Annotated in this window: 21 protein-coding genes; 17 read left to right on the forward strand and 4 right to left on the reverse strand. The window is 59.3% G+C overall.

Features of this window, described 5'->3' with window-relative positions:
• Positions 1 to 242: 242 nt before the first annotated feature.
• The 9 genes from KW846_RS01705 to KW846_RS01745 all read left to right on the forward strand — a co-directional run bounded on the left by KW846_RS01705 (position 243) and on the right by KW846_RS01745 (position 9,196).
• On the forward strand, positions 243 to 1,574 hold the full coding sequence (locus KW846_RS01705; RefSeq protein WP_218481121.1) for an OprD family porin: 1,332 nt from the start codon (positions 243 to 245) through the stop codon (positions 1,572 to 1,574).
• A 411-nt stretch (positions 1,575 to 1,985) separates the two neighbouring features.
• Entirely contained in the window at positions 1,986 to 3,326 is a 1,341-nt protein-coding gene (locus KW846_RS01710; protein WP_095964269.1) for an OprD family porin, read from the forward strand.
• Positions 3,327 to 3,617: 291 nt separating this feature from the next.
• Positions 3,618 to 4,256 (forward strand): peroxiredoxin, encoded by a 639-nt coding sequence (locus tag KW846_RS01715; RefSeq protein WP_015097285.1) that lies wholly within the window; start codon positions 3,618 to 3,620, stop codon positions 4,254 to 4,256.
• Positions 4,257 to 4,512: 256 nt separating this feature from the next.
• The gene (gene ssuE / locus KW846_RS01720; RefSeq protein WP_007976342.1) at positions 4,513 to 5,106 is read left to right on the forward strand and encodes an NADPH-dependent FMN reductase; all 594 of its coding nucleotides are present in this window, start codon (positions 4,513 to 4,515) and stop codon (positions 5,104 to 5,106) included.
• A gap of 106 nt (positions 5,107 to 5,212) precedes the next feature.
• A complete protein-coding gene (locus KW846_RS01725; RefSeq protein ID WP_007976344.1) occupies positions 5,213 to 6,178 on the forward strand; it encodes a sulfonate ABC transporter substrate-binding protein in 966 nt (321 codons plus the stop codon).
• A gap of 25 nt (positions 6,179 to 6,203) precedes the next feature.
• Positions 6,204 to 7,352 carry an FMNH2-dependent alkanesulfonate monooxygenase gene (gene ssuD, locus KW846_RS01730; RefSeq protein WP_218481122.1) on the forward strand — a complete coding sequence of 383 codons (1,149 nt, stop codon included), beginning with the start codon at positions 6,204 to 6,206 and terminating at the stop codon, positions 7,350 to 7,352.
• Between the two features lie 9 nt (positions 7,353 to 7,361).
• The gene (ssuC, locus tag KW846_RS01735) at positions 7,362 to 8,144 is read left to right on the forward strand and encodes an aliphatic sulfonate ABC transporter permease SsuC (RefSeq protein WP_007976348.1); all 783 of its coding nucleotides are present in this window, start codon (positions 7,362 to 7,364) and stop codon (positions 8,142 to 8,144) included.
• A complete protein-coding gene (gene ssuB / locus KW846_RS01740) occupies positions 8,141 to 8,947 on the forward strand; it encodes an aliphatic sulfonates ABC transporter ATP-binding protein (RefSeq protein WP_218481123.1) in 807 nt (268 codons plus the stop codon). Before ssuC ends, ssuB begins: the two co-directional genes overlap by 4 nt.
• Positions 8,948 to 8,980: 33 nt before the next feature.
• Entirely contained in the window at positions 8,981 to 9,196 is a 216-nt protein-coding gene (locus KW846_RS01745) for a molybdopterin-binding protein (RefSeq protein ID WP_007967989.1), read from the forward strand.
• Between the two features lie 135 nt (positions 9,197 to 9,331).
• Here the strand turns inward: KW846_RS01745 and KW846_RS01750 are convergent, their stop codons facing one another.
• Positions 9,332 to 9,967 (reverse strand): TetR/AcrR family transcriptional regulator, encoded by a 636-nt coding sequence (locus tag KW846_RS01750; RefSeq protein WP_116579682.1) that lies wholly within the window; start codon positions 9,965 to 9,967, stop codon positions 9,332 to 9,334.
• 241 nt (positions 9,968 to 10,208) lie between these two features.
• On the reverse strand, positions 10,209 to 11,585 hold the full coding sequence (locus KW846_RS01755; protein WP_015097275.1) for a glutamine synthetase family protein: 1,377 nt from the start codon (positions 11,583 to 11,585) through the stop codon (positions 10,209 to 10,211).
• Between the two features lie 667 nt (positions 11,586 to 12,252).
• Between KW846_RS01755 and KW846_RS01760 the strand changes: the two genes are divergently transcribed.
• From KW846_RS01760 to KW846_RS01790, 7 genes are all read left to right on the forward strand, one after another.
• Positions 12,253 to 13,611 (forward strand): glutamine synthetase family protein, encoded by a 1,359-nt coding sequence (locus KW846_RS01760; protein ID WP_218473213.1) that lies wholly within the window; start codon positions 12,253 to 12,255, stop codon positions 13,609 to 13,611.
• Between the two features lie 59 nt (positions 13,612 to 13,670).
• A complete protein-coding gene (locus KW846_RS01765) occupies positions 13,671 to 15,035 on the forward strand; it encodes an aspartate aminotransferase family protein (protein WP_007976359.1) in 1,365 nt (454 codons plus the stop codon).
• Between the two features lie 188 nt (positions 15,036 to 15,223).
• The gene (locus KW846_RS01770; RefSeq protein ID WP_007976361.1) at positions 15,224 to 16,336 is read left to right on the forward strand and encodes a polyamine ABC transporter substrate-binding protein; all 1,113 of its coding nucleotides are present in this window, start codon (positions 15,224 to 15,226) and stop codon (positions 16,334 to 16,336) included.
• Between the two features lie 254 nt (positions 16,337 to 16,590).
• On the forward strand, positions 16,591 to 17,688 hold the full coding sequence (locus KW846_RS01775; RefSeq protein WP_007976363.1) for a polyamine ABC transporter substrate-binding protein: 1,098 nt from the start codon (positions 16,591 to 16,593) through the stop codon (positions 17,686 to 17,688).
• A 72-nt stretch (positions 17,689 to 17,760) separates the two neighbouring features.
• A complete protein-coding gene (locus KW846_RS01780; RefSeq protein ID WP_007976366.1) occupies positions 17,761 to 18,903 on the forward strand; it encodes an ABC transporter ATP-binding protein in 1,143 nt (380 codons plus the stop codon).
• A gap of 35 nt (positions 18,904 to 18,938) precedes the next feature.
• A complete protein-coding gene (locus tag KW846_RS01785; RefSeq protein WP_177323535.1) occupies positions 18,939 to 19,820 on the forward strand; it encodes an ABC transporter permease subunit in 882 nt (293 codons plus the stop codon).
• A complete protein-coding gene (locus KW846_RS01790; RefSeq protein WP_007976370.1) occupies positions 19,817 to 20,707 on the forward strand; it encodes an ABC transporter permease subunit in 891 nt (296 codons plus the stop codon). Before KW846_RS01785 ends, KW846_RS01790 begins: the two co-directional genes overlap by 4 nt.
• Positions 20,708 to 20,775: 68 nt before the next feature.
• Here KW846_RS01790 and KW846_RS01795 read toward each other — a convergent pair whose 3' ends face one another.
• Positions 20,776 to 21,417 (reverse strand): HD domain-containing protein, encoded by a 642-nt coding sequence (locus KW846_RS01795; protein WP_218481124.1) that lies wholly within the window; start codon positions 21,415 to 21,417, stop codon positions 20,776 to 20,778.
• 352 nt (positions 21,418 to 21,769) lie between these two features.
• On the opposite strand from KW846_RS01795, the gene KW846_RS01800 reads away from it, so the two are divergent.
• Entirely contained in the window at positions 21,770 to 22,735 is a 966-nt protein-coding gene (locus KW846_RS01800; protein WP_218481125.1) for a GlxA family transcriptional regulator, read from the forward strand.
• 120 nt (positions 22,736 to 22,855) lie between these two features.
• Here KW846_RS01800 and KW846_RS01805 read toward each other — a convergent pair whose 3' ends face one another.
• A complete protein-coding gene (locus tag KW846_RS01805) occupies positions 22,856 to 25,255 on the reverse strand; it encodes a penicillin acylase family protein (protein WP_218481126.1) in 2,400 nt (799 codons plus the stop codon).
• Positions 25,256 to 25,278: the final 23 nt, after the last annotated feature.

A 25,278-nucleotide genomic window follows, 5' to 3' on the forward strand; every position in this document is an offset into this window, starting at 1 on the left:
CTTACGAGCGGTGAGCTAAATGCCTAAACGGTATTAGAAAAGAATCGGGTAATTCTTTTCAGGTTCATGACGAATTCATGACCCTGCATGGACCAAAAAACCGGGGGTTAGACTATGGTCGTAGACACACATAGTTACGATTGACTTGTGGGTCACGGTCTGGCGCTAATCGCGCATCTTAGGATTTCGGGCGACGACTCGAGACCAGGAATACAAGAATTAGAATCGAGAGGAGCTACACAATGAACAAGTCCACCTTGGCTTTGGCCGTGGCCGTTGGGGTTTTGGCGCAGCAGGCAGGCGCCGCAGGTTTCCTGGAAGACAGCAAGGCTTCTATCAGCTCTCGCACCATGTATTACAACAACGATAACCGTGAAGGCGGTGCGGATCAGAGAGAGTCCGCAGAAGGCCTGAAATTCGATTATCTGTCCGGTTTCACCCAAGGCACCGTCGGTTTCGGTATCGACGCCCAGGCACTGCTGGGTATCCACCTGGACGGCGGCAAGGGTCACCACCCAGACAACAACACCTTCTTCCCAAGCGACAGCGATGGTTCGGCCGTGTCCGAATGGAGCCGTGCAGCCGCTAACGTCAAGGCGCGCTTCTCGAAGACCGAAGCCCACTTGGGTGGCGCTCTGGCACCCAACTTGCCGATTCTGGTCGCGAACGACAGCCGTCTGCTGCCACAGACCTTTGACGGCGGCACCATCACTTCGAAAGAAATCGACAACGTGACCTTCAACGCAGGTCAGTTGGAGCATTCGGCAGGTCGCGCCTCTTCGAACTCCACCGGCCTGGCCGTGGCTGGCGGTACAGAGGGCAGCAACAAGTTCTACTACGGTGGTGCTGACTGGAAGGTCACCAAGGACCTGACCCTGCAGTACTACCACTCGAATCTGAAGGACTACTACAAGCAGGATTTCCTGGGCTTGATCCACGTGCTACCGATCAGCGCCAACCAGTCCTTCAAGACGGATATTCGTTACTTCGACAGCAGCTCCGACGGCAGGAACGGTGATCCGGGTTTCCGTTTCAACAACAACAACGGTTTCGCCAAGAACCCGGGCGAGGTCGATAACAAGACCTGGAGCGCCATGTTCACCTACACCCTGGGTGGCAACGCTTTCCTGCTCGGTCATCAGCGCGTCAGCGATGACGGTGGTTTTGTCTACCTGAACCAGGGCAACGTGGTCGATGGCAATGGCCGTCCGGAAGGGAATGGCGGCGCCAGCTTCTACCTGTTCACCGACTCCATGATCAACGGATTTGTTCGTGCCGGTGAAAACACCACTTTCGGCCAGTACTCCTATGACTTCGCAGCACTGGGTGTGCCGGGCCTGAAAACGTCGATCGCCTACCTGCACGGCGATGACATCAAGGCGACCAACGGCAGCGGCCCTGACAGCTCCGAGTGGGAGCGCGACATGCGGATCGACTACACCATCCAGCAGGGTGCACTCAAAGGTTTCGGCGTAACGCTGCGTAACGGCGTCTACCGTGGCAGTGAAGTCTCCAACAACCCTGACGTTGACCAGACTCGCCTGATCTTCAACTACACCTACAGCTTCCTGTAACAAGCCTTGTGAAAAAGCCTCGCCGGTTGGCGGGGTTTTTTTGTGCTGATTTTTATATTCCATAATGATCTTTATTGATTATTTATTATTCTTTTTGGTTTTTATCCATCCCGCTTAAAGTGCGCCTGTCCGACACTCATCCCTGAGCTCGGATTCGGCAGTTTCGTCCCTCGACAATTGATCAGGTTCAGGAATCGGCCTTGCCGCCGATACCTCGGTTCTGCCGTGGAATGCCATATTCCATAATGCTATTAAAAATGTTTAAAAAATTCTTTTTGGCCTTAAGGCCATGTATCCTGCGGCCCGCCAAACGACCGACCTAGACGGTTTGCCGCGAATTTATGCATTCAGGATCCCGGGCAATCGATTCGGGACCAGGAACATCAGAACTAGAAACGAGAGGAGCGAAACATGAACAAATCCACCTTGGCCATGGCTGTGGCCGTCGGGGTATTGGCCCAGCAGGCAAACGCCGCGGGTTTCATCGAAGACAGCAAGGCAACGTTGGGGCTGCGTAACTTCTACATCAACACCGACTACCGCGACGGTACCGGTCCCAACAAAAACGAAGAGTGGGGCCAAGGCTTCGATCTGCGTTTCATCTCCGGTTACACCCAGGGCACCGTCGGTTTCGGTATCGATGCGATCGGCCTGTTGGGCGTCAAGCTGGATTCGGGCGGCGGTACCAACGGCGCCACGGCGACCTCTTACGGCGGCACGGTTTTCCCGAGCAAATCCAATGGCGAGGCGGTAGATGATTTCTCCAGCCTGGGCCTCACCGCCAAAGCCAAGGTTTCCCAGACTGAATTGAAGCTGGGCACCCTGCAGCCGAAAAACCCGGTAATCGTGACCAACGATGGTCGCCTGCTGCCGCAAACCTGGCAGGGTGGCCAGATCACTTCCGCCGAGATCAAGGACCTGTCGCTGGTCGGTGGTCAGATCGAAGCCGTTAAAGGCCGTAACTCCAGCAACAACGATCAAATGTCGATTTCCGGTGCGAACACTCGCGGTACCAAGTTCCGCGACAGCAACAAGTTCATCTATGCCGGCGGCGACTACAAGATCACCAAGGACCTGACGGCCCAGTACTACTACGGCAAGCTGGAAGAGTTCTACAAGCAGCACTTCCTGGGTCTGGTTCACAACTGGGCAATCGGCCCGGGCGTATTGAAGTCGGATTTCCGTTATTTCAACAGCTCTGATGATGGTGCCAACGGTCACGACCCGCTGTACTACACCACTGGCAACTACAACGCGCCAAACGGTAAAGGCAAGGTCGACAACAACCTGTACAGCGGCCTGTTCCTGTATTCGGTTGCCGGTCATACCTTCGGTGGCGGTTACCAGGTCAGCAACGGCAGCAGCGACTTCCCTTGGCTGAACCAGGGTGACGGTTCGTCGAACTACACCATCACCGATTCGCAAATCCAGAAGTTCGGCCGTGCCGGCGAGAAAACCTGGCAAGCACGTTACTCGTTCGACTTCGCCAAGGTCGGTGTGCCTGGCCTGACTGCGGGTCTGGTGTACCTGCACGGCGACAGCATCGATACCGTCAACGCCAAGGGTGGCCAGGCGGCCAACGGTGCTTCCGAGTGGGAGCGTGACCTGAGTGTTGCCTACGTGGTGCAGGAAGGTCCGTTGAAGAACCTGGGCCTGGCGTGGAAAAACGCTACATGGCGCACTGACCTGCCGAACACCCGTTCGCAGGACGAAAACCGTCTGATCGTCAGCTACTCGATCCCGCTGTTGTAATAGCGTTCGCGTAACCGATGCAAAAAAGCCCCGCCCGGTATTGCACCGGGCGGGGCTTTTACATGTTCAGGACGGGTTCACCCCCGTAATCCCGTCCTGAAGTTCCCTCTTTGCAGCAACTCAAGGCCTTCTCGAACCTCGCGGCCGATGTTCGGCGGGTTGTGCGTGCACGTCCAGTGAACAGATCTTTAATATTTCTTAATGATCTAAATAAATCGATATTTATTCTTTTTAATAGATAAAAAACACAGGCACAGTTGAACCCATCAAGTACTCACAAGGAGCAGCACCATGGGTCTCAGACTTGGCGATATCGCCCCCGATTTCGAACAGAACTCCAGCGCCGGCATCATCCGTTTCCACCAGTGGCTGGGCGATAGCTGGGGCGTGCTGTTTTCCCATCCGGCGGATTTCACGCCGGTATGCACCACCGAACTGGGTTTTACCGCCAGGCTCAAGGATGAATTCGCGGCACGCGGTGTCAAGGCAATCGCACTGTCCGTAGACCCTGTGGAGTCGCATCACAGATGGATCGAGGATATCAACGAGACGCAGAGTACCGTGGTCAACTTTCCGATCCTGGATGACGCCGACCGCAAGGTCTCGGACCTCTACGACCTGATCCATCCCAACGCCAACGACACCCTGACCGTGCGTTCACTGTTCGTGATCGACCCGAACAAAAAGGTTCGGTTGACGATTACCTACCCGGCGAGCACCGGGCGCAATTTCAATGAAATCCTGCGGGTGATCGACTCGCTGCAACTCACCGACAACTACAAGGTGGCCACGCCGGCCAACTGGCAGGACGGTGATGAGGTGGTGATCGTGCCGTCTCTCAAGGATGAAGAGGAAATCAAACAGCGTTTTCCCAAGGGCTATCGTGCCGTTAAGCCCTACCTGCGCCTGACGCCGCAGCCGAACCGTTGAAAATCAAAAGATCGCAGCCAATCCCAGTAGGAGCTGCCGCAGGCTGCGATCTTTTCAAGACACCCACAGAGCAGGGGATTTCAGGCCGTTTCGACGGCCTTTTTTTTGCCCGACTGAAGTTGATTTGCATATCTCTATAATGCATAACCAAATGAATAAATATGATTTATAGATATATGAATCAGCTGTTAAGGTCACTCCATCGAAGCGAGATCGCAAACCGCGAATCGCCAACACCGCTCAAGGAATCGTCTGAATGTTGGTCGTCTCACTCGGAGGCAGTCCCAGTCAACGCTCCCGTTCCGGGGTGCTGCTGGACCGCTCCAGGAGTTGGTTGCAAGAACAGGGCGTGGAGGTGGTGAGTTATCAGGTACGGGACTTCCCGGCCGAAGACTTGCTGCATGCACGCTTCGACAGCCCGAAGGTCATTGACCTGCTGCAACAGATTGAAAATGCCGATGGCCTGCTGATCGCAACGCCGGTGTACAAGGCTTCGTTCTCCGGCGCATTGAAAACCGTGCTGGATCTGCTGCCCGAACGCGCCCTGAGCCACAAGGTGGTGTTGCCGATGGCAACCGGCGGCAGCATCGCCCACATGCTGGCGGTGGACTACGCGCTCAAGCCGGTGCTGTCGGCGTTGAAAGCCCAGGAAATGCTCCACGGGATTTTCGCCGTCGACAGCCAGATCGCTTACGGCGAAGGCAGCGCCCTGGCGCAGTTGGCGCCGGAGCTGGAGCAACGGCTGAATGAATCGCTGGAGCTGTTTCTCAGCGCCATGGCACGACGGCCCAAGCCGCTCGATCCGAACCTGTTGAATGAACGTTTGTTGAGTGCTCGCTGGAGCATATGAGCTCCATGGAACATTAGCCCCACCCGAAAATTGAAGTACTGGCCTTACTCGCCCGCCAACGGGCAAGCAGGTGCAGCCAAAACCCAACTGCAAAAAGGAGAGCGCCATGCGCCCTGTCATTTTGCGTCGTGGTCTGGTCGCTCTGTTTGCTGCGGCTGTCACCTTCGGCGCCATTACTCAAGCTCAGGCCGAGACGCTACGAATCGGCTATCAGAAATACGGCACCCTGGTGCTGCTCAAAGCCAAGGGCACCCTGGAAAAACGCCTCGCCGCCCAAGGCGTGGACGTGCAATGGACTGAGTTCCCCGGTGGCCCGCAACTGCTGGAAGGCTTGAACGTCGGCTCCATCGACTTCGGCGTTACCGGCGAAACTCCTCCCGTGTTCGCCCAAGCGGCTGGCGCCGATCTGCTTTACGTCGCCTATGAACCGCCAGCGCCGCACAGTGAAGCGATCCTGGTGCCGAAGGACTCGCCGATCAAGTCGGTGGCAGAACTCAAGGGCAAGAAGGTCGTGCTCAACAAGGGCTCCAACGTGCACTACCTGCTGGTGCGTGCGCTGGAAGACGCCGGCCTCAAATACACCGACATCCAGACCGTCTTTCTGCCGCCGGCCGATGCCCGCGCTGCGTTCGAGCGTGGCAGTGTCGACGCCTGGGTCATCTGGGACCCGTACCAGGCCGCCGCCGAACAACAGTTGCAAGCGCGCACCCTGCGCGATGGCCAGGGCATCGTCGACAACCATCAGTTCTACCTGGCGACCAAACCCTATGCGCAAAAAAATCCCGAGGTGATCAAGACCCTGGTGGAAGAAGTGCGCGCGGTCGGCGACTGGTCCAGGGCCAATCCTGAAGACGTGACCCAGCAAGTCTCGCCACTGCTTGGCCTGTCGGCAGACATCACCCGCACTTCGGTGAAACGCCAGGGCTACGGCGCGCTGTTCCTGACCCCGGAAGTGGTCGCGGCGCAGCAGAAAATCGCCGACACCTTCTACCAGCTCAAGCTGATTCCAAAGCAATTGAGCATCAAAGACGTGATCTGGACGCCGCCGGCCGCCGTTGCGAAAGCCCAATAATTCGATCCCCCAAGGAGACCACTCCATGAGCCTCAATATCTTCTGGTTCCTGCCTACCCACGGCGACGGCCATTACCTTGGCACCGCTGAAGGCGCACGCGCCGTTGACCACGGTTACCTGCAACAAGTCGCGCAAGCGGCGGACCGACTGGGTTTCGGCGGCGTGCTGATTCCCACCGGGCGCTCCTGCGAAGATTCGTGGCTGGTGGCGGCGTCGCTGATCCCGGTGACCCAGCGTTTGAAATTCCTTGTCGCCCTGCGCCCCGGGATCATTTCCCCGACGGTAGCGGCGCGTCAGGCCGCGACCCTGGATCGTCTGTCCGGCGGCCGCGCGCTGTTCAACCTGGTGACCGGCGGTGATCCGGAGGAGTTGGCGGGCGATGGTCTGTTCCTCAGCCACGAAGAGCGCTACCAGGCTTCCGTGGAGTTCACCCGTATCTGGCGCCGCGTGCTGGAAGGTGAAACCGTTGATTACGACGGCCAGCACATCAGCGTGAAGGGCGCGAAACTGCTCTATCCACCGATCCAGCAGCCGCGCCCGCCGCTGTACTTCGGCGGCTCTTCGGATGCCGCGCAAGACCTGGCTGCCGAACAGGTGGAAATGGTCTTGACCTGGGGCGAGCCGCCGGCCGCCGTGGCGGAAAAAATCGAACAGGTCCGTGCCAAGGCTGCGAAGCTCGGACGCACCGTGCGCTTTGGCATTCGCCTGCACGTGATCGTGCGCGAAACCAACGATGAAGCCTGGAAAGCCGCGGATCGACTGATCTCCCATCTCGACGACGACACCATCGCGCGTGCCCAGGCATCGCTGGCGCGCTTCGATTCGGTCGGTCAGCAACGCATGGCCGCATTGCATGGCGGCAACCGCGACAACCTGGAAGTCAGCCCGAACCTGTGGGCCGGTGTCGGCCTGGTGCGTGGCGGTGCCGGTACGGCGCTGGTGGGTGATGGCCCGACTGTGGCCGCCCGCGTGAAGGAGTACGCGGACCTCGGCATCGACACCTTTATTTTCTCCGGTTATCCACACCTGGAAGAGTCGTACCGAGTCGCCGAACTGCTGTTCCCGAACCTCGATGTCGAGCGTCCTGAACTGCCGAAAAGTGCGGGTTACGTGAGCCCGTTCGGCGAGATGGTCGCCAACGACATCCTGCCCAAAGCCGCGTCCCAGAGCTGAGGCGCGGTCATGAAGAAAATCATCCACAGTCTCGCGCCCTGGGCGTTGCCGGTGTTGTTGCTGGCGGTGTGGCAGTTGAGTGTGTCGGCGGGCTGGTTGTCGACACGGATTCTGCCGGCGCCGGTTGCCGTGATCGAGGCCGGTGTCAGCCTGGTGCGCAGCGGCGAAATCTGGACGCACCTGGCGATCAGTGGCTGGCGTGCCGCGCTGGGCTTCACCATCGGTGGCGGCATCGGTTTGACCCTGGGTTTCATCACCGGCCTGTCGAAGTGGGGCGAACGCCTGCTCGACAGTTCGGTGCAGATGATCCGCAACGTGCCGCACCTGGCGCTGATTCCGCTGGTGATCCTGTGGTTCGGCATCGACGAGTCGGCAAAAATTTTCCTGGTGGCGCTGGGCACGTTGTTCCCGATTTACCTCAACACCTATCACGGCATCCGCAACGTCGACCCGGCGCTGGTGGAGATGGCGCGCAGCTATGGCCTGACCGGCTTCAGCCTGTTCTGGCAGGTGATCCTGCCGGGGGCACTGCCTTCGATTCTGGTTGGCGTGCGCTTCGCCCTGGGCTTCATGTGGTTGACGTTGATCGTCGCGGAAACCATCTCCGCCAGTTCCGGTATCGGTTATCTGGCAATGAATGCCCGAGAGTTCTTGCAGACCGACGTGGTGGTGCTGGCGATTCTGCTGTACGCGGTGCTCGGCAAACTGGCCGACCTCGCGGCCCGTGGACTTGAGCGTGTGTGGTTGCGCTGGCACCCGGCGTATCAGGTTGCCAAGGGAGGTGCGGCATGATCGCGGAACAACCTCCACGCCTGCTGCGCGGCATTCCGCTGGCGGTGCGCAAGCTGCAAAAAACTTTTGGCTTGCGACAAGTCTTGCGCGAGATCGACCTGCACATTCCGGCGGGCCAGTTTGTCGCCGTGGTGGGGCGTAGCGGTTGCGGCAAAAGTACCTTGCTGCGATTGCTCGCCGGCCTCGATCAGCCGACTGGCGGTGAATTGCTCGCCGGTGCCGCGCCATTGAGTGACGCGCGGGAAGACACGCGGCTGATGTTCCAGGAAGCGCGTTTGCTGCCGTGGAAAAAGATCATCGACAACGTCGGTCTGGGCCTCAAGGGCAACTGGCGGCCGCAAGCGCTTGAAGCATTGGATGCGGTGGGCCTGGCCGACCGCGCCAACGAATGGCCGGCAGCATTGTCCGGTGGACAGAAGCAACGCGTGGCTTTGGCCCGTGCGTTGATTCATCAGCCGCGCCTGCTGTTGCTCGACGAACCCTTGGGTGCACTGGATGCCCTGACCCGAATTGAAATGCAGCAACTGATCGAACGGCTCTGGCAGCAGCACGGCTTCACGGTGTTGCTGGTGACCCATGACGTCAGTGAAGCGGTGGCGATTGCCGAACGGGTGATCCTGATCGAAGACGGCGAAGTCGGCCTCGACCTGCACGTGGAACTGCCGCGCCCTCGAGTGCGCGGCTCCCATCGGCTGGCAGCGCTGGAAACCGAAGTCCTCAATCGCGTGCTGGCACTGCCCGGCCAGCCACCGGAGCCGGAACCTGTTTCACCCTTGCCTACGCAATTGCGCTGGGCTCAATAACTCAAGTCTTACCCAACGACAGGAATCAACATCATGACTATCAAGGCCATCAACGTTCGCAACCAGTTCAAAGGCTCCATCAAGGAAATCGTCCTCGGCGACGTGCTGTCGGAAATCGACGTGCAGACCGCTTCCGGCATCGTCACCTCGGTGATCACCACGCGCTCGGTGAAAGAGCTGGAACTGGCGGTGGGCAGTGAAGTGATTGCGTTTGTGAAATCCACCGAGGTGTCGATCGCCAAGTTGTAAGCCACATGCGTAAACAACAACCCCGAAGGGTTTGAGCCCTTCGGGGTTTTTTTAGGATCAAAAGATCGCAGCCTTCGGCAGCTCCTACAGAGCGGTTCAAAAAAAATGAACCACTACACCGAAGGCTGCGATCCTTTAGAGCACGGCGCGCTTGGGCAGGTATGGCGGCAGATAAAGCCCCACATAAGCATCAAACACCCGCATCCCTTCCTCGGCCATGCGTGGCGTAATCTGCCCGTGCTGCTGCACCGAGCGCGCATACACCCGGTCGCCAAGCTCCATGGCCAGGGCGAACACGTCGACATCACTCGGCAGCGTCGGCAGTTCGAAGTGGTGATCGAACAGCTTGTGCATCAACTCGCCCAGTTCGAGGTCGTGCTGGCGGTCGGCCTGGGTGACTTCGGTCAGGCCGTGCTGGGCCAGAATGAGTTGGCGGGCGGCGGCGTCCTCTGCATAAATGTCGAGCATGCGTTGTTCCACCAGGCGCGACAGATCGCGCCAGCTGCCGAGGGCGTGATGATCGATGGGTGCTTGCAGGCACGCGCGGAAGGCCGCATGGACGTCGGCGGTCAAGGCTTCGAGCAATGCCGGCACGCTGGCGAAGAAATGGTAGACCGAGGAGGGCGGAATCTCCGCGCGCTCGGCGACACTGTAGATCGACAGACTGGCCACGCCCTCGGCGGCCAACAGCGTGCGGGCCGCATCGAGTATCGAATCGATCCGGGCCTGGCTGCGTGCGCGGGGTTTGCGGGGGGTGGCTACGCGTGTCATTGGAGTCTCCTGCGGGGCAGGGGGCATTGTACGAGTCGGGTTGTGTGTTGTCTGCCCGGACGCCTTCGCGAGCAAGCCCGCTCCCACATTTCGCCCTTGGTGAACATGGAGTTTGTGTACAGCGCAGCTCCAGTGTGGGAGCGGGCTTGCTCGCGAAGCAGGCGACTCGGTCCAACTGAAATTACCCATAAAAAAACGCCGCAGGCTTCAGCAGCCGGCGGCGTTTTTTTACTGCAACCGCTTACACGGTATGCAGGTACCAGTTGTACTCGAGGTCGGAGATGGAGTGTTCGAACTCCTCCAGCTCGCTCTCTTTACAGGCCACGAAGATATCGATGTATTTCGGATCGATGTACTTGGCCATGACTTCGCTGTCGTCCAGCTCGCGCAGCGCATCACGCAGGTTGTTCGGCAGGCTTTGCTCGTTCTGCTCGTAGCTGTTGCCTTCGACCGGAGCGCCAGGCTCGATCTTGTTGACCAGACCGTGGTGCACGCCGGCCAATACCGAAGCCATCAGCAGGTACGGGTTGGCATCGGCGCCGGCCACTCGGTGTTCGATGCGCACGGCATCGGCAGAACCGGTCGGCACGCGAATCGCTACGGTACGGTTGTCCAGGCCCCAGCACGGCGAGTTCGGCACGTAGAACTGTGCGCCGAAACGACGGTAGGAGTTGACGTTCGGGCAGAGGAAAGCCATCTGCGCCGGTAGGGTCTCGAGCACACCGCCGATCGCGTGACGCAGTGCGGCGTTCTGCTCGGGATCCTCACTGGCAAAAATGTTCTTGCCGTCTTTGTCGAGAATCGAGATGTGGACGTGCAGACCATTACCCGCCTGGCCTGGGTAAGGCTTGGCCATGAAGGTGGTGTCCATTTCATGGTCGTAGGCGATGTTCTTGATCAGGCGCTTGAGCAGGACCGCGTAGTCGCAGGCCTTGATCGGATCGGCCACGTGGTGCAGGTTCACTTCGAACTGCGCCGGGGCACTTTCCTTGACTATGGCGTCGGCCGGAATGCCTTGCTCTTTGGCACCTTCCAGAATGTCCTGGAGGCAATCGACGTATTCGTCGAGGTCGTCGATCAGATAGACCTGGGTCGAGTGCGGACGTTTGCCGGAAACCGGTGAGCGAGGTGGTTGCGGACGACCATTCACGTTCTCCTGGTCGATCAGGTAGAACTCCAGTTCGAACGCGGCGCAGATGGTCAGGCCCATTTCGTCGAACTTGCGCACCACGTTGGCCAGCACTTCACGCGGGTCGGCGAAGAAGGGTTCGCCTTCGAGTTCGTGCATGGTCATCAACAGTTGCGCGGTCGGGCGCTTCTGCCATGGCTCGTTGCACAGGGTATCGGGGATTGGATAGCAGATTCGGTCAGCATCACCGATGTCCAGGCCCAGGCCGGTGCTTTCCACCGTCGAGCCGTTGATATCCAGAGCAAATAGAGAGGCCGGCAGGTTGATGCCTTTCTCGTAAACCTTGTGGAGGCTGGTGCGTTCGATGCGCTTGCCGCGCACCACACCATTCATATCCGCAATCAGAAGGTCAACGTACAGAACCTCAGGATGTTCCTTAAGGAACGCGTTCGCTTCGTTAAGCTGAACGGCACGCGGGGGTACCGACATGATGCAACACCTTTGTTGTTAAAAATATCAATCATTGATCTTTTCTGGTTTCAGTCAACCCGAACGGCATGCCGAAGTCAAGCGAGGCCTTTTTTGCCCTAAAAAAGCGCTCGTATGGCTTTTTTGAGGCACTTTGGGGCGATTTTACTCCGCTGGACGTAGCGGCGACCGCGAGCTTGAGCGGGCCGTGTTGTATTTTTTACGGGGGTGTTGTGTAAAAAAATGAACAAGGCTAAGCTCGAATCAAACCCATAACAGCAATAATACCGGGGTGCTTCATGTCTCGCCTGCCGATAATCGGCGTCACCGACTGCTCAAGACAGGTCGGTCGGCATGTTTATCACATCAGTGATGACACATCCGTCCGTTCCGTGGTCCCGGCGCTTGCGGTGATCCTCCCATCCGCGACGGTTCAACCGTCCCCGTCCGATATTCTGGACGGTCGCGATGGCACCCCCATTACGGTTACTCCATTCAATATAGAACCGATTCACAATAGCGGCCTGACCATCGTTCGGGGCAACGCTCGTGATTCTGCACGCCCGGCCTCTGCGGCAGTGTTGGCAAACACGCTAATCTGCCGCAGAAACGCTCTACAACGCGACGCCGATGCGTCAAACAACGCCTGACCTTAAAAGGGTCAGACAACTCAAGCCTAGAGGCATTTATGAGTAACAACCTCGACCAGCTCACCGATTGGTTGAAAAACCACAAGATCACAGAAGTCGAATGCATGATCGCCGACTTGACCGGGATTACCCGGGGCAAGATTTCGCCGACCAACAAATTCATCGCCGAGAAAGGCATGCGCCTGCCTGAAAGCGTTCTGCTGCAGACCGTGACCGGCGATTACGTCGAAGACGACATCTATTACGAACTGCTCGACCCGGCCGACATCGACATGATCTGCCGTCCCGACCAGAGTGCGGTGTACCTGGTGCCGTGGGCCATCGAGCCGACCGCCATCGTTATCCACGATACCTACGACAAGCAAGGCAACCCGATCGAGCTGTCGCCGCGCAATGTGCTCAAGAAAGTCCTGAAACTCTATTCCGACAAAGGCTGGCAGCCCATCGTGGCGCCGGAAATGGAGTTTTACCTGACCAAGCGCAGCGACGACCCGGACTACCCGCTGCAGCCGCCGGTCGGCCGCTCCGGTCGCCCGGAAACGGGTCGTCAGTCGTTCTCCATTGAAGCGGCGAACGAGTTCGATCCGCTGTTCGAAGACGTCTATGACTGGTGTGAACTGCAGGACCTTGACCTCGATACGCTGATTCATGAAGACGGCACGGCGCAGATGGAAATCAACTTCCGTCACGGCGATGCCCTGTCCCTGGCCGACCAGATCCTGGTGTTCAAGCGCACCATGCGCGAGGCTGCGCTCAAGCACAACGTGGCCGCGACCTTCATGGCCAAGCCGATGACCGGCGAGCCGGGCAGTGCCATGCACTTGCACCAGAGCATCATCGACATCGAGACCGGCAGGAACATCTTCTCCAATGATGACGGGACCATGAGCCAGCTGTTCCTGCACCACATCGGTGGCTTGCAGAAACTCATTCCCGAGCTGTTGCCGCTGTTCGCTCCAAACGTCAACTCGTTCCGCCGCTTCCTGCCCGATACCTCGGCTCCGGTGAACGTGGAGTGGGGCGAAGAGAACCGCACCGTGGGCCTGCGGGTTCCGGATGCCGGGCCGCAGAACCGTCGGGTGGAAAACCGCCTGCCGGGCGCCGATGCCAACCCGTACCTGGCGATTGCCGCGAGCCTGCTCTGCGGGTACATCGGCATGGTTGAAGGCCTGAATCCGAGTGCGCCGGTGGTAGGGCGTGGCTATGAGCGCCGCAACCTGCGCCTGCCGCTGACCATCGAAGACGCGCTGGAACGCATGGAAAACAGCGCGACCATCGAGCGCTACCTTGGCAAAAATTTCATCACTGGCTACGTCGCGGTCAAGCGGGCCGAGCATGAAAACTTCAAGCGCGTGATCAGTTCGTGGGAAAGGGAGTTCCTGCTCTTTGCCGTCTGATACGCCGGGCGCCGTTGTCCTCTAATGGCGCCTTCACCTGATTTTTTTAGGAGATTCGTATGACCAGCAACAATCCGCAAACCCGTGAATGGCAAACCTTGAGCAATGATCACCACCTGGCTCCGTTCAGCGACTTCAAACAGCTGAAAGAGAAAGGCCCGCGGATCATCACCAACGCCAAGGGCGTTTACCTCTGGGACAGCGAAGGCAACAAGATCCTCGACGGCATGGCCGGCCTGTGGTGTGTCGCGATTGGTTATGGTCGCGATGAACTGGCCGATGCCGCCAGCAAACAGATGCGCGAGCTGCCTTACTACAACCTGTTCTTCCAGACGGCGCACCCGCCGGTACTGGAACTGGCCAAGGCCATCGCCGACATCGCGCCGCAAGGCATGAACCATGTGTTCTTCACCGGTTCCGGCTCTGAAGGCAACGACACCATGCTGCGCATGGTTCGTCACTATTGGTCAATCAAGGGCCAGCCGAACAAGAAAGTCATCATCAGCCGCAAGAACGGCTATCACGGCTCCACCGTGGCCGGCGCGAGCCTGGGTGGCATGACGTACATGCATGAACAGGGCGACTTGCCGATCCCGGGCATCGTCCACATTGCCCAGCCGTACTGGTTCGCCGAAGGCGGCGACATGACCCCGGAAGAATTCGGTGTGTGGGCGGCCAATCAGCTGGAAGAAAAGATTCTGGAAGTCGGCGTCGACAACGTCGGTGCCTTTATTGCCGAACCGATCCAGGGCGCCGGTGGCGTGATCATTCCGCCAGACACCTACTGGCCGCGCATCAAGGAAATCCTCGCCAAGTACGACATCCTGTTCGTGGCTGACGAAGTGATTTGTGGTTTCGGTCGTACCGGCGAGTGGTTCGGCAGCGATTTCTACGGCCTCAAGCCGGACATGATGACCATCGCCAAGGGCCTGACCTCGGGCTACATCCCGATGGGCGGCCTGATCGTACGTGACGAAGTGGTGGAAGTCCTGAACGAAGGCGGTGATTTCAACCACGGCTTCACTTACTCCGGTCACCCGGTGGCGGCTGCGGTGGCGCTGGAAAACATCCGCATCATGCGCGACGAGAAAATTATCGAGCGCGTCCATGCAGAAACGGCACCGTATTTGCAAAAGCGTCTGCGGGAACTGAACGATCACCCGCTGGTGGGTGAAGTTCGCGGGGTCGGTTTGTTGGGGGCCATCGAGCTGGTCCAGGACAAGGCCACGCGCAAGCGTTACGAGGGCAAGGGCGTCGGCATGATCTGCCGCCAGTTCTGCTTCGACAACGGCCTGATCATGCGCGCCGTCGGCGACACCATGATCATCGCTCCGCCACTGGTGATTACACCGGCGGAAATCGATGAGCTGGTGACCAAGGCTCGCAAGTGTCTTGACCTGACCCTGAGTGCATTGCAGGGCTAAGTGCTAGGCTCTGAGCGGAAGTCCGAAGTTCTGCATATGAAGTAGGAACTTTCGCTCAGAACAGTCAGAAAGCGTGGCCGTTTCCTTGAAAGACTGATGTGGATCTTGCCAGACTAGCCGCGGTTCCAGTTGCCCGGGTTCGGTCGCTGAACAAGTGGTTCAAAAAAGAAAAATTTGGAGCATTACGCATGAAGGCACTAGGTAAAAAGCTCGCTGGCAAGACTCTGCTTGCCATGTCCGTGATGGGGTTGATGGCGGGCGCGGTTCAGGCCGATGACAAAGTACTGCACGTGTACAACTGGTCCGACTACATAGCACCGGACACCGTCAAGAAGTTTGAAGACGAGTCGGGCATCAAGGTTGTCTATGACGTCTTCGACAGCAACGAAACCCTGGAAGCCAAGTTGCTGGCAGGCAAGTCCGGCTACGACATCGTCGTACCATCGAACAACTTCCTGGCCAAGCAGATCAAGGCTGGGGTCTACCAGAAGCTGGACAAGTCCAAGCTGCCTAACTGGAAGAACCTGAACACCGACCTGCTCAAGGCCGTTTCCGTGAGCGACCCGGGCAACGAGCACGCCTTCCCGTACATGTGGGGTTCGATCGGTATCGGCTTCAACGCCGAGAAGGTCAAGGCAGCACTGGGTGCCGACGCTCCGGTCGATTCCTGGGACCTGATCTTCAAGCCTGAAAACGCCGCCAAGTTGAAAGCGTGCGGTATCAGCCTGCTGGACTCGCCAACCGAGATGATTCCGGTGGCGCTGCACTACCTGGGCCTGCCAACCGACAGCCAGAAGAAAGAAGACATCGACAAGGCTGAAGCGCTGATCATGAAGGTCCGTCCTTCGATCGCCTACTTCCACTCGTCCAAGTACATCTCGGACCTCGCCAACGGCAACATCTGCGTGGCCGTGGGCTACTCGGGTGACATTTATCAGGCCAAATCCCGCGCTGCCGAAGCCGGCGACAAGGTGAAAGTCAGCTACAACATTCCGAAAGAAGGTGCCGGCAGCTTTTACGACATGGTCGCCATCCCTAAAGATGCCGAAAACGTCGAAGGCGCCTACAAGTTCATGACCTTCCTGCAGAAGCCGGAAATCATGGCTGAAATCACCAACGCCGTGCGTTTCCCGAACGGTAACGCGGCTGCAACTGCGTTGGTCGATAAAGACATCACCAGCGACCCGGGCGTTTACCCGCCGGCGGACGTGCTGGCCAAGCTGTACGCGATTGCCGACTTGCCGGCCGCGACCCAGCGGATCATGACCCGCAGCTGGACCAAGATCAAATCGGGTAAATAAGTAAAACCCCTGTAGGAGCGAGCCCGCTCGCGATGGTCGTCAACGATGACACTGGGTGCCTGACACCCCGCGTTGCTCTCAGGTTCATCGCGAGCAGTCGAGCGTCGACCGGCTGCTCCTACAGGTATCTGTATAAAAGTTTTGCTGGAACGGTTTTTCGAGGGTAAGTTGCGCGCCGGTTTTGTTGCTGGGCAATCACGGTTGTCATGTAACGCGGGGCAACTTGGGCCCAACTAATTTCAGAGGACCTCCACGTGCCTATTTTTTCTTTGTTGCGCAATGCCATGCTGGTGGGCGCCGGGCTGACGATTGCCGTCAGTGTTCAGGCCGCCGGCACCGTGCATATTTATAACTGGTCAGACTACATCGGCGAGAGCACCCTGGCGGACTTCCAGAAAGAGACCGGGATCAAGCCGGTCTACGACGTCTTTGATTCCAACGAAACCCTGGAAGGCAAGTTGCTGGCCGGGCATACAGGGTATGACGTGGTCGTGCCGTCCAATCACTTCCTCGGCAAGCAGATCAAGGCCGGCGCTTTCCAGAAGCTCGACAAGTCGCAGCTGCCGAACTATTCGAACCTCGATCCGGTACTGCTCAAGCGCCTGGAGCAGAACGATCCGGGCAACCTGTACGCCGTGCCGTACCTATGGGGTACCAACGGCATCGGTTACAACGTCGACAAGGTCAAGGCCGTGCTGGGTGTCGACAAGATTGACTCCTGGAGCGTGCTGTTCGAGCCAGAGAACATCAAGAAGCTGCACAAATGCGGCGTGGCGTTCCTCGATTCCGCTGATGAAATGATGCCGACGGTCCTCAACTACATGGGCCTGAACGCCAACAGCACCAACGAGGAAGACTACAAGAAGGCGACCGCCAAGTTGCTGGCCGTGCGGCCCTACGTTACCTACTTCAACTCGTCCAAGTACATCACCGACCTGGCCAACGGCGATATCTGCGTGGCGGTCGGGTTCTCCGGCGACATCTTCCAGGCCCGCAACCGTGCCCAGGAAGCCAAGAAAGGCATCAACATCGCCTACGCCATTCCGAAAGAAGGCGGCGCTCTCTGGTTCGACATGCTGGCGATTCCGAAGGATTCGGCCAACCCCAAGGAGGCCCATGCGTTCATCAATTATTTGCTGAAACCCGAGGTTATCGCCCAGGTCAGCGACTACGTCGGCTATGCCAACCCTAATCCGGGGTCGGACAAACTGATGGAACAATCCATTCGCACCGACGAAGCGGTTTATCCACCGCAAGAGGTGCTCGACAAGACCTACGTGTCCGTCGAGTTGCCACCGAAGATTCAACGCTTGATGACCCGCAGCTGGACCATGGTCAAGTCGGGTAAATAGTTTCAAGGCTCAAATATCCAAGGTTGGCTCACCTTGAGCGAACTGCACTCTTTTTTTCTGGGAGTTTCGTAAATGGCAGTTGCCTCCGGCGCCTATAAGAAAGCCCTCGAGGGCGACCAGCAACCTAAACAGGTGCTGGTCAAAATCGACCGGGTCACGAAGAAGTTCGACGAGACGATTGCCGTGGACGACGTGTCCCTGGAAATCAAGAAAGGCGAGATCTTCGCCCTGCTCGGCGGCTCGGGATCGGGCAAGTCCACATTGCTGCGCATGCTCGCAGGTTTCGAACGGCCCACGGAGGGGCGCATTTTCCTCGATGGCGTAGACATCACCGACATGCCGCCCTACGAGCGGCCGATCAACATGATGTTCCAGTCCTACGCCCTGTTCCCGCACATGACCGTGGCGCAGAACATCGCCTTCGGCCTCAAGCAGGACAAGCTGCCGGCCGCCGAAGTCGATGCGCGGGTGGCCGACATGCTCAAGCTGGTGCAGATGAGCCAGTACGCCAAGCGCAAGCCGCACCAGTTGTCCGGTGGCCAGCGTCAGCGTGTGGCCCTGGCTCGTTCCCTGGCCAAGCGACCGAAGCTGCTGCTGCTCGACGAACCGATGGGCGCACTGGACAAGAAGCTGCGCTCGCAGATGCAGCTGGAGCTGGTGGAGATCATCGAGCGCGTCGGCGTAACCTGCGTCATGGTGACCCACGACCAGGAAGAGGCCATGACCATGGCCGAGCGCATCGCGATCATGCACCTGGGCTGGATCGCCCAGATCGGCAGCCCGATCGACATCTACGAAACCCCGACCAGCCGCCTGGTCTGTGAATTCATCGGTAACGTCAACATCTTCGACGGTGAAGTGATCGACGACGCCGAGGGCCACGCGATCATCACCTGCAAGGACCTCGACCGGAAGATCTATGTGGGCCACGGCATCAGCACCTCGGTGCAAGACAAATCCGTGACCTACGCGATCCGTCCGGAAAAACTGCTCGTGACCCCGACCATGCCGACCTGCGAATACAACTGGTCCAGCGGCAAGGTGCACGACATCGCCTACCTCGGCGGCCACTCGGTGTTCTACGTCGAATTGCCGAGCGGCAAGATCGTCCAGTCTTTTGTCGCCAACGCCGAGCGCCGTGGCCAGCGGCCGACCTGGGGTGATCAGGTCTACGTGTATTGGGAAGACGATAGCGGCGTGGTACTTCGCTCATGAACATGCGCAAATTCAAACGCCGACTCAATCGAATAATTCCCGGTGGCCGTCAGATGGTCATCGGGGTTCCCTTCATCTGGCTGTTCCTGTTCTTCATGCTGCCGTTCTTCATCGTCTTGAAGATCAGCTTCGCCGAAGCGGACGTGGCCATTCCTCCCTACACCGAAATCTACAGCTACGCCGAGCAGAAGCTGCAGTTGCTGCTTAACCTGGGCAACTACGCGATGCTGGCCGGTGACGAGTTGTACATCGCCGCTTACCTCGGCTCGTTGAAGATGGCGTTTTTCAGCACCATCCTCTGCCTGCTGATCGGCTACCCGATGGCCTACGGCATCTCCGTTGCCCGCAAGGAAGTGCAGACGGTGCTGGTGCTGCTGATCATGATGCCGACCTGGACCGCGATCCTGATCCGCGTGTATGCCTGGATGGGCATCCTCAGCAACAACGGCCTGCTCAACGGTTTCCTGATGAGCATGGGTTGGATCAACGAGCCGCTGCAGATCCTCAACACCAACCTGGCGGTCTACATCGGTGTGGTTTATTCCTACCTGCCGTTCATGATCCTGCCGCTGTACGCCAACCTGGTGAAGCATGACCAGAGCCTGCTGGAAGCCGCGTCTGACCTGGGTTCTAGCACCTTCAACAGTTTCTGGAAAATCACCGTGCCGCTGTCGAAAAACGGCATCATCGCCGGCTGCATGCTGGTGTTCATCCCGGTGGTGGGTGAGTTCGTGATCCCGGAACTGCTCGGCGGCCCGGAAACCCTGATGATCGGTAAAGTGCTTTGGCAAGAGTTCTTCAACAACCGTGACTGGCCGGTGGCGTCTGCCCTGGCGGTGGTGATGCTGGCGATCCTGATTGTGCCGATCATTCTGTTCAACCGCAGTCAGGCCAAGGAAATGGAGGGTAAAGAATGAAGCGCTTCCGTTTCTCCAGCCTGATGCTGGTAGTGGGTCTGTTGTTCATCTACCTGCCGATGCTGATCCTGGTGATCTACTCGTTCAACGCCTCGAAACTGGTGACGGTGTGGGGCGGCTGGTCGATCAAGTGGTACGTCGGCCTGCTCGACAATTCGCAACTGATGGGTTCGGTGGTGCGCTCGCTGGAAATCGCCTGCTACACGGCGGTGGCGGCGGTGGCGCTGGGTACCCTGGCGGCGTTCGTCCTGACGCGTATTACGCGCTTCAAGGGCCGTACCCTGTTCGGTGGTCTGGTCACCGCGCCGCTGGTGATGCCTGAGGTGATCACCGGTCTGTCGCTGTTGCTGCTGTTCGTGGCCATGGCGCAGATGATCGGCTGGCCGCAGGAACGCGGCATCATCACCATCTGGATCGCCCACACCACGTTCTGTGCGGCCTATGTGGCGGTGGTGGTCTCGGCACGCTTGCGCGAGCTGGACCTGTCCATCGAAGAAGCGGCCATGGACCTGGGCGCGAAGCCGTGGAAGGTGTTCTTCCTGATCACCATCCCGATGATCGCGCCGTCGCTGGCGGCCGGCGGCATGATGTCGTTCGCCCTGTCGCTGGATGACCTGGTGCTGGCGAGCTTCGTGTCGGGCCCGGGGTCCACGACCCTGCCGATGGAGGTGTTCTCGGCGGTACGTCTGGGCGTGAAGCCCGAGATCAACGCCGTGGCCAGCCTGATCCTGTTGGCGGTGTCGATCGTGACTTTCCTGGTCTGGTTCTTCAGCCGTCGCGCCGAAGAAGGTCGTCGTCGTGCGATCCAGCAAGCAATCGAAGAAGCGGCCGCCGACTCGTGGAAGCAACCGGACGTGCGTCGCGCGCAGGCGCCGGAAGCGGCTTGACAGCAAAGGATCGCAGCCTGCGGTGGCTCTGTAGGAGCTGCCGCAGGCTGCGATCTTTTGATTTTTGGTCAGATCGCCCAAGGAGATTGGCGAATGACCTCGACGAAATTCATCGGCTTGAATCCCGGCTCCTGATCCACCAGCACATCCGTCTTCACATTCCCGAACGTAGTCTGCGGACGATGACGCAAGCCATCGGCAAACGCGCAGATGATGCACTCCTTGAACCCCTCACCCCGTGGATGCGCATGCACCACCGCTTCACGCTGCACGCTGGAGAACGCCGCGTAGTCCATGCCCAGCACGTCCATCTCGACACCCGCCGTTACCAGCGCCACGGTGGACCGCAAGTGCTGAGGAACGCCCGGTGTGGTGTGCAGGGCAATCGATAGCCAGACCTGTTCGATATCGTCGTCGCTCAGCCCGTAAGGCTTGAGAAATGCGGCTGCTGCATTGGCTCCATCGACTTCGAAACGCTCGTTGTCGCTGCGGTGCCCCTCCACCAGGCCCAGGTCATGGAACATCGCGCCGACGTACAGCAACTCCGGGTTGTAGGCCAATTGCTTGCGCTCACCGCTCAGGGCGCCGAACAGAAAGACCCGACGCGAGTGGTGGTAGAGCAGGTCCGATTCGATGTCACGGATGTACTCGGTGGTGGCCTTGGCCAGCGCGCTGTCGGGGATCCTGATGCCAGCGATGGTGGTGCTCATGGAGTTTTCCTCGTCGTGAACGCCTGGGTGGCGCTGAGGGTTTCAGTCTGTTCCGGCCCCCGAATCCGGACAATCGCGCCATGGCTGCGATCCCGGCCAATGAGCATGCATATCGCGCCAACCTCGCTTGTTGCGCCTGGATTGGCTAGGGTTGCTCGCACTAAACCCGCTTTTGTGGCGAGGGGGCTTGCTGTGGCGAGGGGGCTTGCCCCCGTTGGGTCGCGAAGCGGCCCCAATGCTCATTCAGGTAAACCGAGTTCAAGCGGTTTACGACTGCTGCGCAGCCGAACGGGGGCAAGCCCCCTCGCCACAGGTACGCGTCAATCCTGATTCATAAAAGGCGTTTCGAACCATGAGTAAAACCATCGCCATCGTGGTCTTCGCCGGCGTCCAGTCGCTGGATGTCACCGGCCCCATGGATGTGTTTTCCGAGGCCAATCGATTCCTTGCCCCGCAGGATCACTATCGGCTGGAGGTGATCGGCGTCGAGCACGGGATGATGGCGTGCTCCAACGGTTTGGCACTCAATGCCCATCGGCATTTCAGCGAAGCACTCGAGGCGTACGACTTGTTATTGGTGGCGGGCGGGCCACAATTACCGTTCATGAGTTTCGGCGTGGCGTTCGACACCTGGCTGCGCGGGGCCTGCGGGCGGGCGCAACGGTTTGGCTCGATCTGCAACGGTGCCTTCATGCTCGCCCACGCCGGGTTGCTGGAGGGGCGCACGGTCACCACGCATTGGCAGGACGCATCGGATCTGGCGGCGCTGTGCCCCTCGTCCCGGGTGGAAGCGGATCGACTGTACGTTGAGGACGGCGACCTGTTCACCTCGGCCGGGGTTACAGCGGGGATCGATCTGTCGTTGTATCTGTTGGGCCGGGATCACGGACCGGAAGTGGCGCTGAATGTCGCCAAGCGGCTCGTGGTGTTCACCCAGCGTTCGGGCGGGCAGTCGCAGTTCAGCCCGTTCCTCACGCCCCACGCCGAACCGGACTCGGCGGTGGCGATGGTCCAGCATTACGTGCTGGCCAACCTGACGGGAGACCTGACTATCGCCGACCTGGCCAATGCCGCCAACATGAGCGCACGCAATTTTTCCCGGGTGTTTGCCAGGGAGGCGAAAATCACCCCGGCCGAGTTCGTCGAACGCGCGCGGGTCGATGCGGCACGGGTGATGCTCGAAAGCACTCGTGCGCCGCTCAAGACCGTGGCCTATCAATGTGGATTTCGCGATGCCCAGCACATGCGCAGTGTGTTCAATCGCAGGCTAGGGGTGACGCCGCAGCAGTTCAGGTTGAATTTTGCGGCGATGGTTTGAGCTGACATCTTTGTTGCCTGTGAGGGCCTCTTCGCGAGCAAGCCCGCTCCCACAGGGGGAACGCATTTCAACTGTGGGAGCGGGCTTGCTCGCGAAGGGGGCAGTCCAGTCAGCAAAAGTCTATGGCGTCGCCCGCGCCGGTAACAGCTTCAACGTACTGCGCGTATTGGCCGTGACTTCTTCATCATTGAGATGCGCCTGGAAGTACATCCCCTCGATGTAGGCCTCGGCCTGATCATCATAGTGACTGTCGAACACTACGCCGCTCTGGCCAACCGGGTTGATGGTCAGGCTGTGGGCCGGGTCGGCGAAGTCGATCAGGCGCCGGGTCGAAGGGCCGTAGGTGACGGGCCAGGGTGCCGGGCCAATTTTCGCCGAGAGGTTGTTCGGCACTTCATGGCTGCCGGGTGCGGCGAAGGGGCCAACATTGAAGACCAGGTCCAGCGGCTTTTGCTGCCCTAGCGGATGACCATGGGTCAAGGTGTGCGCGCTACCCCACTGCCATTGCGAGGCGTCTGCGCCGAGGGTGCTCTTGAGGTGGGCGAGGCTGGCTTGCCAGGCGGCCTTCACCGTGTCGGCGCGGGTTTCCTTGCCGAGGGTGCTGCGGTTGTCCCACCACGGTGAGTCGGCGCTGGCTGCGAGGCGGGGGAGCGCGGCGTCGATCACCCGGGTCGAGAGCAGTGTTTCGAAGAAGTCGTTACCCAGCTCATCGTGCATCGTCGCGTCAGCCAGATTGAACAGGAACTGGTTGAACAGCGTGGCGCTGGTCGAATCGAGCGGGTAGTCGCCTTTCCATTGGGCCAGTTGCTCCACCAGTTTGAGTTCGGCGGGGTCGCTCAGCACTTCGCGCAACACCGGCAGCAGCGGTGCCAACAAGCGCGGGCCGTAGGCGGTGGTAGTGCCCAACTGCAGTTTCTGGCTGTTTTCCAGGTCCCATTTCACGGCTTTGTCGCTGAGCTGGCGATTGAGCTGCTGGCCGCGATCGGCAAGGTTGTAATAGCCGGGAATCTCCATGCCGGTCGGCGATACCGGCTGGAAGTTGGCCGAGACGATGTAGCCCCGCGCCGGGTTTTCTTCCTGAGGGTTGGCGCTGAACGGATAGAAGCCATCCTTATCGGCCTCGGCGCTGCTGCCGTCGAGGATGAACCATGGGCGTACACCCGCCGGACGTTTCGGCAGTTGCGCCGCCGCCCACCAGCCGATGTCACCCTTGGCATTGGCCCATACGACGTTCAGGCCCGGTGCCTGGATTTTTGCCGCGGCACTGCGGGCCTTGGCCAGGGTGTCGGCGCGGTTGAGCTGGTAGAAACCGTCCAGGATCGGGTTCTGGCTTTCGAGAAACGCCCACCACATGGCAATCGGTGTCTTGCCGACGCCGCTGCCCAAGGCATCGTTGACGATTGGGCCGTGGGGCGATTGACGCAGTACCAGCGTCACCGGTTCCTGGCCCTTGACCGCAATCCTCTGTTCGCTGGTGACCATGTCCACCCATTTGCCGCGATACCAGACCTGATTGGGATTGTCCGGGTTGACCTTCTCGGCGATCAGGTCGAGGTCGTCGTTCTGGAACATGGTGATGCTCCAGCCGAAGTCATTGTTCATGCCCAGGGAGGCGAACGGCATCAAGGCCTGATAGTGACCGTAGAGTTCAAAGCCCGGCGCCGAGAGCTGCGCTTCGTACCACACCGACGGTGCGGAAAAGCGGATATGCGGATCGCCCGCCAGCAGAGGCTTGCCGCTTTTGGTCCGGCTGCCCGCGACGACCCAGGCGTTACTGCCCTCGAACTGGGGCAGGCCGTTGTCAGCCAAGGCCTGTTCGCTCAGGCGAGCGAGGGCGTTGAGGTCTTTCCAGTCGGCGCTGGCCAGGGAAGGTGCGGTCCCGTCGAGCACGCCTTTGGACTGCCAGTCGAGATCGAAAACGCTCAGGTAGTCAGGGCCCAGTTGATCGCGCACGAATGTCAGCAAGGGTTCGGTACGAAATGCGGCCGCAAAACTGTAGGCCATGTAACCGGCGATGCTGATGGTGTCCTGGGCGGTGAACGGGCGTTTTGGAATGCCCAGCACATCGAACTCCACGGGTTTGGTGTGGCTGTCCTGATACTGGTTGATGCCGTCCAGATAGGCCTGCATGGCGATGAAAGAGGGCGACTGTTTGTCGAGATTGGCGAAGTAGGTTTCAGCGCGTTCGCGAATGCGCAGGCTGCGCATCAGTTTGTCGGTGTCGAGCAGCTTCGGTCCGAGCACCTCGGCCAGTTCGCCACGGGCCAGACGACGCAGGACTTCCATCTGGAACAGGCGGTCCTGGGCATGCACATAGCCGAGCGCGCGGTACAGGTCGGTTTCGTTGTCGGCGCGGATATGCGGAACGCCGCGCTCGTCGTAGCGCACGGTGACTGAGCCTTGCAGGTGTTGCAGTTCCACCATGCCCTGGCGTGACGGCTGCTTACTGTAGAGGTACCAGCCGGCTCCGGCGGCCAGCACGACGATCAACAGAGCGAGAGCGGTCAAGCTGCGTTTCATGGGGACTCCTTGTTGTTATTGTG

The sequence above is a fragment of the Pseudomonas sp. PDM32 genome (assembly GCF_019219225.1).
Classification (GTDB): domain Bacteria; phylum Pseudomonadota; class Gammaproteobacteria; order Pseudomonadales; family Pseudomonadaceae; genus Aquipseudomonas; species Aquipseudomonas laurylsulfatiphila.

What these genes read in the sequence shown, in the direction of transcription:
- ssuB (WP_218481123.1), top strand. Translation starts at nt 8,141, where the DNA reads ATGATCGCGGAACAACCTCCACGCCTGCTGCGCGGCATTCCGCTGGCG.
- KW846_RS01805 (WP_218481126.1), bottom strand. Translation starts at nt 25,255, where the DNA reads ATGAAACGCAGCTTGACCGCTCTCGCTCTGTTGATCGTCGTGCTGGCC.
- KW846_RS01795 (WP_218481124.1), bottom strand. Translation starts at nt 21,417, where the DNA reads ATGAGCACCACCATCGCTGGCATCAGGATCCCCGACAGCGCGCTGGCC.
- KW846_RS01710 (WP_095964269.1), top strand. Translation starts at nt 1,986, where the DNA reads ATGAACAAATCCACCTTGGCCATGGCTGTGGCCGTCGGGGTATTGGCC.
- KW846_RS01745 (WP_007967989.1), top strand. Translation starts at nt 8,981, where the DNA reads ATGACTATCAAGGCCATCAACGTTCGCAACCAGTTCAAAGGCTCCATC.
- KW846_RS01770 (WP_007976361.1), top strand. Translation starts at nt 15,224, where the DNA reads ATGAAGGCACTAGGTAAAAAGCTCGCTGGCAAGACTCTGCTTGCCATG.
- ssuC (WP_007976348.1), top strand. Translation starts at nt 7,362, where the DNA reads ATGAAGAAAATCATCCACAGTCTCGCGCCCTGGGCGTTGCCGGTGTTG.
- ssuD (WP_218481122.1), top strand. Translation starts at nt 6,204, where the DNA reads ATGAGCCTCAATATCTTCTGGTTCCTGCCTACCCACGGCGACGGCCAT.
- KW846_RS01705 (WP_218481121.1), top strand. Translation starts at nt 243, where the DNA reads ATGAACAAGTCCACCTTGGCTTTGGCCGTGGCCGTTGGGGTTTTGGCG.
- KW846_RS01760 (WP_218473213.1), top strand. Translation starts at nt 12,253, where the DNA reads ATGAGTAACAACCTCGACCAGCTCACCGATTGGTTGAAAAACCACAAG.
- KW846_RS01755 (WP_015097275.1), bottom strand. Translation starts at nt 11,585, where the DNA reads ATGTCGGTACCCCCGCGTGCCGTTCAGCTTAACGAAGCGAACGCGTTC.
- KW846_RS01765 (WP_007976359.1), top strand. Translation starts at nt 13,671, where the DNA reads ATGACCAGCAACAATCCGCAAACCCGTGAATGGCAAACCTTGAGCAAT.
- KW846_RS01800 (WP_218481125.1), top strand. Translation starts at nt 21,770, where the DNA reads ATGAGTAAAACCATCGCCATCGTGGTCTTCGCCGGCGTCCAGTCGCTG.
- KW846_RS01715 (WP_015097285.1), top strand. Translation starts at nt 3,618, where the DNA reads ATGGGTCTCAGACTTGGCGATATCGCCCCCGATTTCGAACAGAACTCC.
- KW846_RS01750 (WP_116579682.1), bottom strand. Translation starts at nt 9,967, where the DNA reads ATGACACGCGTAGCCACCCCCCGCAAACCCCGCGCACGCAGCCAGGCC.
- ssuE (WP_007976342.1), top strand. Translation starts at nt 4,513, where the DNA reads ATGTTGGTCGTCTCACTCGGAGGCAGTCCCAGTCAACGCTCCCGTTCC.
- KW846_RS01790 (WP_007976370.1), top strand. Translation starts at nt 19,817, where the DNA reads ATGAAGCGCTTCCGTTTCTCCAGCCTGATGCTGGTAGTGGGTCTGTTG.
- KW846_RS01725 (WP_007976344.1), top strand. Translation starts at nt 5,213, where the DNA reads ATGCGCCCTGTCATTTTGCGTCGTGGTCTGGTCGCTCTGTTTGCTGCG.
- KW846_RS01780 (WP_007976366.1), top strand. Translation starts at nt 17,761, where the DNA reads ATGGCAGTTGCCTCCGGCGCCTATAAGAAAGCCCTCGAGGGCGACCAG.